Annotated in this window: 13 protein-coding genes; 11 read left to right on the top strand and 2 right to left on the bottom strand. The window is 73.0% G+C overall.

What is annotated here, in order from left to right:
• The first annotated feature begins 1 nt into the window (after position 1).
• The 5 genes from AC5677_RS06145 to AC5677_RS06165 all read left to right on the top strand — a co-directional run bounded on the left by AC5677_RS06145 (position 2) and on the right by AC5677_RS06165 (position 5,326).
• Positions 2–778: an HpcH/HpaI aldolase family protein gene (locus tag AC5677_RS06145; protein ID WP_497193981.1), complete on the top strand. Its 777-nt coding sequence runs from the start codon at positions 2–4 to the stop codon at positions 776–778.
• A 130-nt stretch (positions 779–908) separates the two neighbouring features.
• On the top strand, positions 909–2,138 hold the full coding sequence (locus tag AC5677_RS06150) for an NAD(P)/FAD-dependent oxidoreductase (protein WP_497193982.1): 1,230 nt from the start codon (positions 909–911) through the stop codon (positions 2,136–2,138).
• Positions 2,139–2,358: 220 nt separating this feature from the next.
• Positions 2,359–2,529, top strand: coding sequence for a hypothetical protein (locus tag AC5677_RS06155; RefSeq protein ID WP_497193983.1), 171 nt, complete (start codon positions 2,359–2,361; stop codon positions 2,527–2,529).
• A 167-nt stretch (positions 2,530–2,696) separates the two neighbouring features.
• Positions 2,697–2,897, top strand: coding sequence for a DUF5133 domain-containing protein (locus tag AC5677_RS06160; protein WP_497193984.1), 201 nt, complete (start codon positions 2,697–2,699; stop codon positions 2,895–2,897).
• A 2-nt stretch (positions 2,898–2,899) separates the two neighbouring features.
• Entirely contained in the window at positions 2,900–5,326 is a 2,427-nt protein-coding gene (locus AC5677_RS06165) for a phosphoketolase family protein (RefSeq protein WP_497193985.1), read from the top strand.
• Positions 5,327–5,378: 52 nt separating this feature from the next.
• Here the strand turns inward: AC5677_RS06165 and AC5677_RS06170 are convergent, their stop codons facing one another.
• Positions 5,379–6,044: an HhH-GDP family DNA glycosylase gene (locus AC5677_RS06170; protein WP_497193986.1), complete on the bottom strand. Its 666-nt coding sequence runs from the start codon at positions 6,042–6,044 to the stop codon at positions 5,379–5,381.
• Positions 6,045–6,480: 436 nt separating this feature from the next.
• On the opposite strand from AC5677_RS06170, the gene ku reads away from it, so the two are divergent.
• Positions 6,481–7,434: a non-homologous end joining protein Ku gene (gene ku, locus AC5677_RS06175; RefSeq protein ID WP_497193987.1), complete on the top strand. Its 954-nt coding sequence runs from the start codon at positions 6,481–6,483 to the stop codon at positions 7,432–7,434.
• Positions 7,435–7,510: 76 nt separating this feature from the next.
• On the opposite strand, the gene AC5677_RS06180 is transcribed toward ku, so the two are convergent.
• The gene (locus tag AC5677_RS06180; protein WP_497193988.1) at positions 7,511–8,452 is read right to left on the bottom strand and encodes a DUF8832 domain-containing protein; all 942 of its coding nucleotides are present in this window, start codon (positions 8,450–8,452) and stop codon (positions 7,511–7,513) included.
• A gap of 177 nt (positions 8,453–8,629) precedes the next feature.
• On the opposite strand from AC5677_RS06180, the gene AC5677_RS06185 reads away from it, so the two are divergent.
• The 5 genes from AC5677_RS06185 to hutG all read left to right on the top strand — a co-directional run bounded on the left by AC5677_RS06185 (position 8,630) and on the right by hutG (position 13,968).
• Positions 8,630–9,166, top strand: a complete 537-nt coding sequence (locus AC5677_RS06185; protein WP_497193989.1) for a hypothetical protein — start codon at positions 8,630–8,632, stop codon at positions 9,164–9,166.
• Between the two features lie 278 nt (positions 9,167–9,444).
• Positions 9,445–10,242 carry an IclR family transcriptional regulator gene (locus AC5677_RS06190; protein ID WP_497193990.1) on the top strand — a complete coding sequence of 266 codons (798 nt, stop codon included), beginning with the start codon at positions 9,445–9,447 and terminating at the stop codon, positions 10,240–10,242.
• Between the two features lie 61 nt (positions 10,243–10,303).
• Positions 10,304–11,122, top strand: coding sequence for an IclR family transcriptional regulator (locus AC5677_RS06195; protein WP_497193991.1), 819 nt, complete (start codon positions 10,304–10,306; stop codon positions 11,120–11,122).
• A 198-nt stretch (positions 11,123–11,320) separates the two neighbouring features.
• A complete protein-coding gene (gene hutU, locus AC5677_RS06200) occupies positions 11,321–12,997 on the top strand; it encodes a urocanate hydratase (RefSeq protein ID WP_497193992.1) in 1,677 nt (558 codons plus the stop codon).
• The gene (gene hutG / locus AC5677_RS06205) at positions 12,994–13,968 is read left to right on the top strand and encodes a formimidoylglutamase (RefSeq protein ID WP_497193993.1); all 975 of its coding nucleotides are present in this window, start codon (positions 12,994–12,996) and stop codon (positions 13,966–13,968) included. Before hutU ends, hutG begins: the two co-directional genes overlap by 4 nt.
• Positions 13,969–13,983: the final 15 nt, after the last annotated feature.

The following is a 13,983-nucleotide window of genomic DNA, read 5'->3' on the forward strand; positions in this document are numbered from 1 at the left end:
GATGCTCCGCCCCAACCAGGTCCGCCGGAAACTCGCCGCGGGCCAGGAGGTCCACGGCCTGTTCAGCACGCTCCCCGAGCCCGCCGTGGTCGAAATGATCGGCTGCGCCGGATACGACTTCGTCGTCCTGGACACCGAACACACCCTGGTCGACCCGCAGCAGCTGGAAAACCTCATCCGGGCCGCCGAGGCCAACGGCCTCACCCCGTTCGTCCGCGTCCCCGAGGCCGACCCCGGTGCCGTGCTGCGCGCCCTGGACGCCGGAGCGATGGGCATCGTCGTCCCGCACGTCCGCACCCGCGCGGACGTGGACGCCGCGATCCGCGCCGCCCGCTACGCCCCCGAGGGCATGCGCTCCCTCAACGGCGGCCGCGGCCCCGGCTTCGGCCGGATCGGCCTCACCGACTACATCCGGCAGGCCAACGCCGAGATCATGCTCATCCCGCTGATCGAGGACGCCGAGGGCGTCGCCGCGATCGAGGAGATCCTCGCTCCCGGCGGCGTCGACCTCGTCCTCCCCGGCCCCGGTGACCTCTCGCAGTCCTACGGGGTCCCCTGGCAGGTCCGCCACCCGCGCGTCCAGGAGGCCGTCCGCTCGGTCCGCGCGGCCTGCGCCCGTCACTCCGTCCCCTTCTGCGCCCTGTCCACCACCCCGGAGCGCCGGGCGGAGTGGCGCGCCGACGGCGTCACCGCGTTCGTCCTCGGCGAGGACCGCGATCTGGCGGCGCGGGCGCTGCGGGAGCAGTTGGCGCGGATGGGCGAGGCCGAGGGCGGCTGAGGGCGCGGCGGCCCCGGCGTCCGGCGCCGTACGCCCGCGGCTCCCGCCCCGGCAACACCATCGGCGGGATCCGCCCGGCATCCGAGTGGGTACCTGTGGCTGAAGTACGGGACCGAGGGAGCTGAGCGGAATGGGCACGAGCAATGCGCTGGTGATCGCGGGAGCGGGGCTGGCCGGGGCGAAGGCGGCGGAGGCGCTGCGCGCGGAGGGGTTCGACGGGCCGCTGGTGCTCCTGGGGGACGAGCGCGAGCGGCCGTACGAGCGGCCGCCGCTGTCCAAGGGCTATCTGCTGGGCACCTCGGAGCGGGAGAAAGCCTATGTGCATCCGAGCCGGTGGTACGGGGATCATGACGTCGATCTGCGGCTGGGCACGGCGGTCACCGCCGTCGATCCCGCGGCCCATGAGCTGACCCTCGCCGACGGGAGCCGCCAGGGCTACGCGAAGCTGCTGCTGGCCACCGGTGCCGCGCCGCGTCGGCTGGCGGTGCCGGGCGCGGAGCTCGACGGGGTGCACTACCTGCGGCAGCTGGCGGACAGCGATGAGCTCAAGGAGACCTTCCGGCACGCCACCCGCATCGCGGTGATCGGCGGCGGCTGGATCGGGCTGGAGACGACGGCCGCCGCCCGCGCCGCCGGCGTGGAGGTGACCGTACTGGCGTCGGCGGAGCTGCCGCTGCTGGGGGTGCTGGGCCGGGAGGTCGCCCAGGTCTTCGCGGATCTGCACACCGCTCACGGGGTGGAGGTCCGGGGCGGCGTCCAGGTCGCGGAGATCACCGGCACGCTCGGCCATGCGGACGGGGTGCAGCTGACGGACGGCACGCATGTGCCGGCGGACGCGGTGATCATCGGTATCGGTGTCGCGCCCAACAGCGGGCCGGCCGAGGAAGCCGGGCTGGAGGTGGACAACGGTGTCCGGGTGGATGCGCAGCTGCGCTCCTCGCACCCGGACATCCACGCCGCCGGGGATGTCGCGAACGCCTTCCATCCCCTGCTGGGCACGCATCTGCGGGTCGAGCACTGGGCCAACGCCCTCCACCAGCCGGTGACCGCGGCCAAGGCGATGCTCGGTCAGGATGTGGCCTACGACCGGCTGCCGTATTTCTTCACCGATCAGTACGACCTGGGGATGGAGTACACGGGGTATGTCGCACCCGGTGGTTACGACCGCGTCGTCTTCCGGGGCGACCCCGGTGGCGGCGAGTTCCTCGCGTTCTGGCTCTCCGGGGGCCGGGTGCTGGCCGGTATGAACGTCAACATCTGGGATGTGGTGGAGCCGATCCGGGCGCTGGTGGCCGGCGGGCAGACGGTCGACACGGCGCGTCTCGCCGACCCGGGGGTGCCGCTGCCGGACCTCGTATGAGGCCGCGGGGCGGGAGGGGCGGCGAGCCGGACGGTCCCCGGCCGGGAATCGACCGCGCAGGTACCGACGAGCCCTCATACCGACGACGAGCCCTCATGGCGGTTGACGCGGGCGGACGGCTTCCCGGCCGTACGTTTGCGCCCCGGGCCGCCGGTTACCCGAACCGGGGATCGCGCGCGCCTGCGGAGACGCGCGCACCATGGAGAGGAGGAGGGTCGCCATGACCACTGAGCCGCTTCCCGACGGGCCGGGCCCCGTGCCGCGCGAGCCGGAGCCGCTGCCGCGCGACCCCCGTCCGGCCGAACCGGCGCCGGACGAGCCGGACCCGCGTCCGGCCGAACCGCCGGGTACCCGACCGGACGAGGACCCGGCCCCGGAACCACCCGACTGACCGACGCCCGCACCGGCCGCCCTGCCCGCACCGCCCCGCACCGCCCCGTACAGCGCGCCTCCGCTTGCGTGCACGGGTCGACCGGCGCACCGTGGAACTTCCCACCCCCTGGTGCGGGAAGGGCTCGACGGGCCCGGGGAAGCGGACACCATGCGGGAGAAGACAGCATGCTGCTGCCGGACAGAACTGTGCTCGCTTCACACCTGCGGCGCTACCGGGTGTGGGAAGACCTCGTGGAGGCCAGGCCCCAGGACGCGGCCCGGCGCCGTCGGCTGGAGGATGTCGCCTACACGCTGTGCGTCCTGACGGGCCGCCGCACCGCCCGCGAGGCGATCGTCGCGGCGGAGAGCTTCCTCGCGAGGAGATGAGCATGCGCGACGCCCCGACGCCGCCCGCGCCGACCCACCTCGACCCCGCCGAACTGCGCACCCTGGACACCTACTGGCGTGCCGCCAACTACCTGTCCGTCGGCCAGATCTATCTGATGGCCAACCCCCTCCTGACGGAGCCGCTGCGCCCCGAGCACATCAAGCCGCGGCTGCTGGGCCACTGGGGCACCTCGCCGGGCCTGAACCTCGTGCACACCCACCTCAACCGTGTGATCAGGGCCCGCGATCTGGAGGCGCTGTGCGTCTGGGGTCCGGGGCACGGAGGTCCCGCCGTACTGGCCAACTCCTGGCTGGACGGCACATACGGCGAGACGTACCCCGATGTGAGCCGGGACCGCGCGGGCATGGCACGTCTCTTCCGGCAGTTCTCCTTCCCCGGCGGCGTCCCCAGCCATGTCGCCCCGGAGACGCCCGGCTCCCTCCATGAGGGCGGCGAGCTGGGCTACTCCCTCACCCATGCCTATGGCGCGGCGTTCGACAACCCGGGGCTGCTGGTCGCCTGTGTGATCGGGGACGGCGAGGCGGAGACCGGGCCGCTCGCCGCGTCCTGGCACGCCACCAAATTCCTCGACCCGGTGCACGACGGCGCCGTCCTGCCGATCCTGCACCTCAACGGCTACAAGATCGCCAACCCGGCGGTGCTCGCCCGGATCCCGCACGACGAGCTGGACGCCCTGCTGCGCGGCTACGGCCACGATCCGCTGTACGTCGTCGGCAACGACCCCGCGCCGGTGCACGATGCGCTGGCCGCCGCCATGGACCGGGCGCTGGACAAGATCGCCGACATCCAGCGCCGTGCCCGCTCCGGAGGCGAGCGGGAGCGGCCGCAGTGGCCGGTGATCGTGCTGCGGACGCCCAAGGGCTGGACCGGTCCCCATGAGGTCGACGGTGTGCCCGTCGAGGGCACCTGGCGCGCGCACCAGGTCCCGCTGGCCGGCGTACGCGACCACGCCGGCCACCGCCACCAGTTGGAGGGCTGGCTGCGCTCGTACCGGCCGGAGGAGCTGTTCGACGCCTCCGGCGCACCCCTGCCGGATGTCCTCGCCTGTGTGCCGCACGGGCCCCGGCGGCTGGGCGCCTCCCCGCACGCCAACGGCGGGCTCCTGCTGCGCGACCTGCCGCTGCCGCCCCTGGAGCGGTATGCCGTGGACGTCGAGAAGCCCGGCACCGTGCTGCACGAGCCGACCCGGGTGCTCGGCGGCCTGCTGCGCGACGTCATGGCGGCTACCGCGGAGCGCCGCGACTTCCGCGTCGTCGGCCCCGACGAGACCGCCTCCAACCGCCTGGAGGCCCTCTACGAGGCGACGGGCAAGGCGTGGCAGGCCGAGACGGTCGGCACCGACGAGCATCTGGCGCACGACGGCCGGGTGATGGAGGTGCTCTCCGAGCATCTGTGCCAGGGCTGGCTGGAGGGCTATGTCCTCACCGGCCGGCACGGCCTCTTCTCCAGCTACGAGGCGTTCGCCCATATCGTCGACTCGATGGTCAACCAGCACATCAAATGGCTGCGCACCGCCCGCCGGCTCCCCTGGCGCCGCCCCATCGCCTCCCTCAACTACCTGCTCACCTCGCACGTCTGGCGCCAGGACCACAACGGCTTCTCCCACCAGGACCCCGGCTTCGTCGACCACATCCTCAACAAGAGCCCCGAGGTCGTCCGGGTCTATCTCCCGCCGGACGCCAACACCCTGCTCGCGGTGGCCGATCATGTGCTGCGCAGCCGCGATTACGTGAATGTCATCGTCGCCGGCAAACAGCCGAGCTTCGACTGGCTCACCCTCGACGAGGCCCGCGCCCACTGCGCCCGCGGCGCCGGCGCATGGTCCTGGGCGGGCACGGAGGACGGCGGCCTCCCGCAGTCGCTCGGCTCCGCTCGCGCAGGGGGGACCCCGGCGCCGGATGTCGTCCTGACCTGCGCCGGAGACATCCCCACCCAGGAGACCCTGGCGGCCGCCGGTCTGCTCCGCCGCCATCTGCCCGAACTCGCCGTCCGGGTCGTCAACGTCGTCGACATGGCCCGGCTGCTGCCGCCGGGTGAACACCCCCACGCCATGCCGGACTTCGAGTACGACGCCCTCTTCACCCCCGACAAGCCGGTCATCTTCGCCTACCACGGCTACCCGTGGCTGATCCACCGCCTCTGCTACCGCCGCACCGGCCACCGCAATCTGCATGTCCGCGGCTACAAGGAAGAGGGCACCACGACGACGCCCTTCGACATGGTCGTCCGCAACGACCTCGACCGCTACCGCCTGGTGATGGACGTCGTGGACCGCGTCCCCGGCCTCGGCGTCCGCGCGGTCGCGCTGCGCCAGGCGATGGCGGATGTCCGTACCCGCCATCACGCCTGGATCCGCGAGCACGGGACGGATCTGCCGGAGGTGGCGGACTGGACCTGGACCGGGTGAGCGCGGGACCGGGGCGGCCGGTCGACCGGACGGGGAACAACGCTCGTGATCTCTACGCCTGGCCCGCCGCGGCCTCCCGTACCTCCTCGGCGATGTCCCGGTCCAGCGCCGCACGCACCAGCGCCGAGGCGAACGCGGCCGACTCCTCCTCGGTGACCAGCCGCGCCAGCCGCCTGCTGTCGCCCGGCAGCCCCAGCCGTTCGGCGCCCTGTACGGCCTTCGGGTCGAGGAACGGGGCGTACTCCGTCCAGACGCCCTGCACCTCGCGCAGGAAGATCGCGGATCCCGTGGGCCCGACGCCCGGCAGTTCCTCCAGCGCCCGGCGCAGCGTGCCGGCATCGCCGTCGGCGGCCTGCCGCATCCGCCGCAGATCGCCGCCGTACTTGTCCAGCAGCAGCGAGGCGCCGTCGCCGAGCCGGGTGGCGGTGCTCTCGTCGTAGCGCCGGTAGCCGCCCTCGCCGAGCGCGTCGACGCGCCGTTGCCAGGTGGCGTCCAGCATGCGGCGCGGGGTGTTCATGCCCGCGTCGAACAGGGCCCGCGCCGAGGCGACCGCCACCGATGCGCGGATCCGCGTGCTGAGCAGGTCTGCCAGCACCAGGACCTGATACAGCGGCTGCGGGGTGTTGCGGACCGTGATGCCGCATTGTTCGGCGTAGGTCTCGCCGTGCCGGTCCAGCAGAGTCCGGGCGACGGTCCGGTGCGCGGCGTCGCCGCTCATGCCCGGCCGCCGGTGTCCGGGCCGCCGAAGTCCTCGGTACGGCTCTCTCCGGCGGCCTCCGGGACGTCCCTCGCTGCGATGACGGCCACGCCATGTCCTCCGTCGGTCAGCCGTGTCGGTAACGGCGGCGGAATCCGCTGCGGTTTTCCGTACCACCGGGCCGGGGACGCGGAAACCGGTACCGCGCCCCGGGCGCCTGTCCCGCGATGGGCGTCCGCCCTGCTCCCGGAGGCCGCGCAGGGCGTGAGCGTGCCGTCTTGACGGCACCCGAACGGCGCGGCCGCGGACTCGTGCGTACGGGTGGCGGCGTGCGGTGGCGGCGTCCCCCTGTCGCCCGCGGCTGAGATGTATGCCCCGACCGACCCGCCTACCATGGCTTTCACGCCGACCCCCCGATCCGCCGGCCCGCCGACAGGTACCGACGAAAGCGGCCCCCATGCGCCCCACGGCGAAGTTCTCCATCAGTTTCGGCCTGGTCACCATCCCCGTGGCCGCGTACTCCGCCACGGACACCACCGCCTCCGTCAGCTTTGTGCGCATCCACACGGCGGACGGCGGACGGGTGCGCAATCAAGCGGTGTGTTCGCTGGAGGGCGTCGAGGTCACGGAGGACGAGATCGGCCGGGGCTACCGGGCCGAGGGCGACGCGCTCGTCCCGCTGAGCGACGAGGATCTTGCCGCGCTGCCCCTGCCGACCGCGAAGACGCTGACGATCCTGGCCTTCGTCGACGGTGGCGACATCGACCCCCTCCAGATGGGCAAGGGCTACTACCTGAGCGCCGACGGCGATGCCGCGGCCAAGCCCTATGTCCTGCTGCGGGACGCCATGGAACGGCATCAGCGCGTCGGCATCGGCAAGGTCGCGCTGCACGGCCGGGAGACGCTGGCCATGATCCGTCCCGTCGAGGACACCCTCGTGATGCAGGTCCTGCTGTGGCCGGACCAGATCCGTCCGATGGAGGGCGTACTGCCCGAGGGCGGGGTGGATCTGGGCGCCAAGGAGGTGGCGGCCGCCGAGAGTCTGATGGACTCCTATCGCGAGCTGTCGGAAGGCGATGTGCACGATCATTACCGCGAGGCGCTCGAAGAGATCGTGGCGGCGAAGCTGGCCCACCGCGAGCCGGATTTCGAAGCCCCGCGGGAGGAGCCGGCGGGCCAGGTGATGGACCTGATGGCGGCCCTGCAGGACAGCGTGCGCGCCGCCAAGGAGTCGCGTGGCGAGGGCGGTGACGCCGAGCGCGCCACCGGCGCGAAGGCGAAGAAGGCCCCCGCGCGTACGGCCAGGACCGACCGGGCCGAGAAGCCCGCCGGCTCCGCGAAGAAGTCCACGGCCGCCAGGACGAGCGCGGCCAAGAAGACGGCGGCCAAGCCCCGCCGCCGGGCCGGCTGACCCGCCCGGCGGCGGCGCAGGTACGACGGCCGCGGGCGTGGGGCGGCGCCGGCCGGGCGAACCGTGCCGCGGGACTTCAGTGCCGATGCCCCTCGGCCGCCTCGGGCTCGGCCTTCTGCGTCGTCCGCCCGCCGCCGTCCACCGTGACCGTGAAGGCGGCGGTGCGGACCGTGCCCTGGTGCCGGAAGTCGAGGAAGAGGCGGTATGCGCCGGCGCTCGGGGCCGTGGCGGTGAAGGAGACCTCGGGGCCGGGCTCGGTCCGGCCGTCGCCGGGTTCGCCGTTGGGGTGGACGTGCAGGTAGGCCAGGTCGCCGGAGCGCAGGGCCACCAGATGGCCGTATGCGCCGAGGTAGGGGTCGAGGTCGGTGACGGGGCGGCCGTCCTTGGTGACCTTCACCGTCAGCTCGCCCGCCGTCCCGGCGCGCAGTCGGCCGGCGAGGGTGACCGTGTAGCCGTCGATCCTGGCGACGGCGGAGGAGGCGGGGAGCGGGGCGGGCCGGTAGTCGCCGGAGACGGCGAGGTCCGCGCCCAGGGTGAGGTTCTCGGCGCCCTTGCCGGTGGGGGTGAAGTCGGCGAAGAGACGGTAGGTGCCGGCCTCGGGGAGGTCGGCGGAGGTGCTCCAGGTGCCGTCGGCGGCGCGGGTGGGGTGCAGATGACGGAAGGTGCCCAAGTCCCGGGAGGCGAGGATGAGATGGAGTTCCTTGTCGTGCCTGCGTTGGTAGGCGGTGACCTGCCGGCCCGTGCGATCGCGGATGGCGAAGCGCAGTTCGCTCTTGCGGTCCGCGGCCACGCGCGGGGTCTTGAGGTCGAGGGTGTAGCCGGCCTCGGAGATCCGCAGTCCGCCGACGGGTATGTCCTGGCCGCCGGCCGTCCCGCTCCCGGGCGTGCCGTGTCCGGCGTGTGCGGCCGGTCCGGCGTCGGCGGCAACGGGGCCCATGACGTTCCCCACCCCGTAGGCGCCGGCGAAGGACGCGGCGAGCGCAGCGGCGTATGCGGTGATCTTCAGCGGGCTCTTCATGGCGCTCTCCTCTGATCGTCCGGGCCGGCCAACTGCCGTACCGCTGCGATGACATCGAGGAGATTACATACCCCTAGGGGGTATACGCAAGCGCGCACCGAAGGGCGGTGCCGAATACGGGGCAGGGGTATGACGTTTCAGGGTCCGGAGGGGCGACGCGCGGGATACCGTGCGGCCATGTCCGGATTCATACAACAGCTTCCCGCGCTGATCGGCGTGATCGTCGGCGCCCTCGGCTCGTACGTGGCGACCACGCGCGGCGACCGGGCCCGCTTCCGCCGCGAGCAGGCGGCCCGTTGGGACGAGCGGCGACTGACGGCTTATGCGGACTACGCGAGATCGCTGAAGAAGACCGTCACCCTGACGTACCGCGTCGCGTCGCACCTCGGCAACGACCCTCATCCGCACCCCTTGTCCCCCGAAGAGGCGGCGCCGCACCTGGCCGAGGCCACCGACGCCCGGGATCCGGCCGGAGAGGCGCTGTTGATGCTCGGCACCGCGGATGTGGTGACCGCGGCCCGCGCATGGGTCGTCGCGGTCATGGACATGGAGCAGTTCCTGCGCGACCGGACCCGGAACCCGGAGACGTGGTCGGCCATGCTGGAGCAGCAGCGCGCCGCGCGCGAGGGGTACTACGCGGCGGTCCGGCGCGACCTCGCACTCCCGCCCGGCCACTCGGGGAATTGGCAGCTCGGGTCCGCCCGCACCCCGTGATACCCGCTCGCGCCGTTACGGCGGCCCGAACGGGGCACCGCGGCGGGAAGGGGGTCCGCCGCCAACACCGTGGTGCGGCAGGGGACTCGGGCGGAATCCGGCGCGGAATGCACCGAGGTCCGGCAGGGGCCGCCGGGGCAGCAGGTGCCGTGCGTCCGGGTCCATGAAGTACCGGGCAGGAGCGCTTCCGCTACGCCCTGGCACGGCAATCCGTCTCGTATCCCAGACGTCGGCGACGGCCCGCGCCGGGAGGCCGGGCCGGAACCTACGCTCGCGACATGTCCATGGTTCCCGTGGTTCCCGCCGCCGCGCAGGTCCTGGCCATCCTCCGGTACCTCGCCGGTCAGGGTGGCCCGGTGCCGGCCGCGGCCATCAGCCGCGATGTCCGGCTGCCCCGGTCGACGACCTACCAGCTGCTCAACACGCTGGCCGGCGAAGGCTTTGTGGTGCACCTGCCCGAGGAGCGTCGCTACGGGCTGGGCGTCGGCGCCTTCGAGCTGGGTTCCGGCTACAGCCGGCAGGCCCCGTTCCAGCGCCTGGCCCGGGTCCCGCTCGCCCTGCTCGCGGACCGCACCGGTCACCACGCCCATCTGGCCGTGCCGCACGGCCGCGAGGTCATCTACGTCGTCGAGGAGCGGGCACCGGGCCGCCCGCCGCTGGTCACCGAGGTCGGCGTCCGGCTGCCTGCGCAGCTCACCGCCAGCGGCCGGGCGGTGCCGGCGAGCCTGCCGCGAGCCCAGGTACGGGCGCTGTTCCCGGATTCCGCGGCCTTTGTGTCGCGCAACGGCCACGGTCCCGGCTCGCCGTCCGCGCTCCGGGCCCTCCTCGTGGAGGTGCGGCAGCGGGGACATGCGACGGAGGACGGCGAGGTGACGGCGGGCTTCTCCTCCCTCGCCGTCCCGGTCCTCGACCACGGAGACCACCCGGTCGCGGCCGTATCGGTCACCTTCCCGGCCGCGGAGGCGGGCCCGGAGCGGCGGCGGATCGCCGCGCAGCCGGCCCGGACGGCCCGCGAGCTCAGCCGTCGCATCGGCGGCGGGGCCCGGCACGCCTCGCCGCCTCACCGGGCGGAGTGAAACGACCGCGAAATGTCGACTTGTATATTCCTGTGTATATGGCTCTGTCAGGGATGACCGCATGAGTGAACGCGAGACGATTTCGAGCACCTCGCCGGCCGTCGGGCGGGCGCTGGACATCCTGCTGCACCTCGCCGGCCGGTCCGGTCTGGTGCAGGCGGCGGCGCTGGCCCGGGACCTGGGCATCCCGCGGTCCTCCGCCTATCACATCCTCTCGGTCCTGGTGGACCGCGGCTTCGTCACCTACGTCCCGAAGGAGCAGGCGTACGGGCTGGGCGTCGCGTCCTTCGAGATCGGCTCCGCCTATCTGCGGCACGAGCCGCTGGAGCGGCGCGCCCGGCCCATCCTGCGCAGCCTCTCGAACCGGCTCGGCCAGACGGTTCACCTGGGCATCCTGCACGGCGCGGAGACGGTGTACCTGCTGAAGGAGCGACCGTCCACGGCGCGGTCCGGCGATGTCGACGTCGCCCTCGTCACCGACATCGGGGTCCGGCTGCCGGCGCATCTGACGGCCAACGGCTGCGCGATCCTCGCCCATTCCACGGAGGCGCAGCTCCGGGCGCTGTTCCCGCGGCCTGGCGATCTCATCACCCGCACCGGCAAGGGCCCGCGTTCGCTGGCCGAGCTGCGCGGTCAGCTGGCGCGGGACCGCGAGCGCGGCTGGTCGGAGGAGGTCGAGCTGGTGTCGGAGGGGCTGCGCTCGATCGGCGTGGCGGCCTTCGACCACAACGAGCGGCCGGTGGCGGCGCTCAGCAGCACCTGGCACCGGCATCACTGCCGGCACACCCCGGATCATGTGCGCGAGGTCCTGCAGCAGGGCGCGGCACGGCTCACGGCCGCGGTGTCCGGCCGCGCCCCCGCCCGGCGGACGGGCGGCTGACGGCCGCGGGGGGGCGGGGCGCAGGGGGCGGCTGACGGCCGCGGGGACGTCACGGCGCAGGGGGCCGCATCGGCTCGTCGCGGCGCGGGCCCCGGGCGAATCGTTCTCGGATCCGAGAAACCCGGCCGGTGCGCCTGGCTGCCGCCCGTCCCGTCGCCTGTCATGGGACGAGCAGATCCGACTCCCCCTGGAGGCAGCATGACCAGCGTTTTTCCGGATGCCCGCGACATCCGCGCCCCCCGCGGCTCCGAACTGAACTGCCGCGGCTGGCAGCAGGAAGGCGCCCTGCGGATGCTCATGAACAACCTCGACCCCGAGGTCGCCGAGCACCCGCAGGACCTGGTCGTCTACGGCGGCACCGGCAAGGCCGCGCGTAACTGGGCCGCCTACGACGCCATCGTCCGCACCCTCAAGACGCTCGAGGACGACGAGACCCTGCTCGTCCAGTCCGGTAAGCCGGTCGGCGTGATGCGCACCCACGAGTGGGCGCCGCGCGTGCTCCTCGCCAACTCCAACCTCGTCGGCGACTGGGCCAACTGGGAGGAGTTCCGGTCCCTGGAGGCCCAGGGGCTGACCATGTACGGCCAGATGACGGCCGGTTCGTGGATCTACATCGGCTCGCAGGGCATCGTCCAGGGCACGTACGAGACCTTCGGCGCGGTCGCGCGCAAGAAGTTCAACGGCACTCTGGCCGGCACCATCACCCTCACCGCCGGCATGGGCGGTATGGGCGGCGCCCAGCCCCTCGCCGTGACGATGAACGACGGCGTCGCGATCTGCGTCGACGTCGACGAGACCCGTATCGACCGCCGCATCGGCACCCGCTACCTGGACACGAAGGCCGACAACCTGGACCACGCCCTGGAGCTCGCGGTCCAGGCCCGCGACGAGCGCCGCGGCCTGTCCATCGGCGTCGTCGGCAACGCCGCCGAGATCTTCCCGGAGCTGCTGCGCCGCGAGGCCCCGATCGACATCGTCACCGACCAGACCTCGGCCCACGACCCGCTGGCCTACCTGCCCGTCGGCATCTCGGTCGAGGACTGGGACAAGGAGCGCGAGGCCGACCCGGCCGGCTTCACCGACAAGGCGCGCCACTCGATGCGCCTGCACGTCGAGGCCATGATCGGCTTCCTCGACAAGGGTGCCGAGGTCTTCGACTACGGCAACTCCATCCGCGACGAGGCCCGCAAGGCGGGCTGCGAGCGCGCCTTCGACTTCCCCGGCTTCGTCCCGGCGCACATCCGCCCGCTGTTCGAGGAGGGCCTCGGCCCGTTCCGCTGGGCCGCCCTGTCCGGTGACCCGGAGGACATCGCCAAGACGGATGCCGCGATCAAGGAGCTGTTCCCGGAGAACGAGCACCTGCACCGCTGGATCGACATGGCCGGCGAGCGGATCTCCTTCGAGGGCCTGCCCGCGCGCATCTGCTGGCTCGGCTACGGCGAGCGGCACCGCGCCGGTCTGCGGTTCAACGAGATGGTCGCGTCCGGGGAGCTGTCCGCACCGCTCGCGATCGGCCGTGACCACCTGGACTCGGGCTCGGTGGCGTCGCCGTACCGCGAGACCGAGTCGATGCTCGACGGATCCGACGCCATCGCCGACTGGCCGCTGCTCAACGCCCTGGTGAACACCTCGTCCGGCGCGTCCTGGGTCTCCATCCACCACGGCGGCGGCGTCGGCATGGGCCGCTCGATCCACGCCGGGCAGGTCTGCATCGCCGACGGCACCGAGCTCGCCGCGCAGAAGCTGTCCCGGGTGCTGACCAATGACCCCGGTATGGGCGTCATCCGCCATGTGGACGCCGGCTACGAGCACGCCGCGTCCGTGGCGCAGCAGCGCGGAGTGCGCGTCCCGATGACGGAGGACGAGCCGAAGTGACGACGGCGACGACGGCCGTGGACCGGGCGCCGGAGCCGTGGACCGGCCGGGACGACGGACACGGGCCGGGGAATCTGCGCTGGCACCATGCGGTCGGCCTCGATGCCGACCGGGCCGGATCCGGCGAGGTCGCGTTCGTCGGCTTCCGCAGCGACGAGGGAGTGCGGCGCAACAAGGGCCGTCCGGGCGCGGCGGACGGGCCGGGTGCGCTGCGCGGCGCCCTCGCGTCGATGGCGCTGCCGGCACCGATGCGGGCGCTGGACGTCGGCGACGTCGAGGTGGGCGACGGCAACCTGGAGGACGGCCAGCAGCGGCTGGGCCGGGCGGTCGCCTCGCTCGTCGACCGCGGCCACACGGTCGTGGTGCTGGGCGGCGGTCATGAGGTCGCCTACGGCAGCTACCTCGGGCTGGCCGGCAGCCGCGCGCTGCGCGACGGACGGCGCCTGGGGGTGCTGAACCTCGACGCCCACTTCGACCTGCGTGACGACGACCGGCCCAGCTCCGGCACGCCCTTCCTCCAGATGGCACAGAGCGAGGAACGGCACGGGCGGCGGCTGAACTACTGGGTGCTCGGCGTGAGCCAGCCGAGCAACACGGAGCGGCTGTTCCACACCGCGGACGAGCTCGGCGTGCGGCATCTGCCGGACACCGAGTGCGGCCTGCTCGACCTGGAGCGCGTCGACGCCTTCGTCGACGAGTTCCTCGCGAGCTGTGATGTCGTGCATCTGAGCATCGACCTCGATGTGCTCCCGGCCGGCGCGGCGCCCGGCGTCAGCGCGCCCGCCGCCTACGGAGTGCCGATGGAGATCGTCGAGCGCGTCTGCGCGAAGGTGGCGGCAAGCCGGAAGCTCGCCGTGTGCGATGTCGCCGAGCTCAATCCCCAGCTCGACATCGACCACCGCACGGCGCGGGCCGGCGCCCGGCTGGTCCACCGCATCCTGACCTCGACGGGCACCACGGCCGACCGGTAACAGGACGCGGGCAGC

Source organism: Streptomyces sp. JLSY215 (assembly GCF_059682825.1).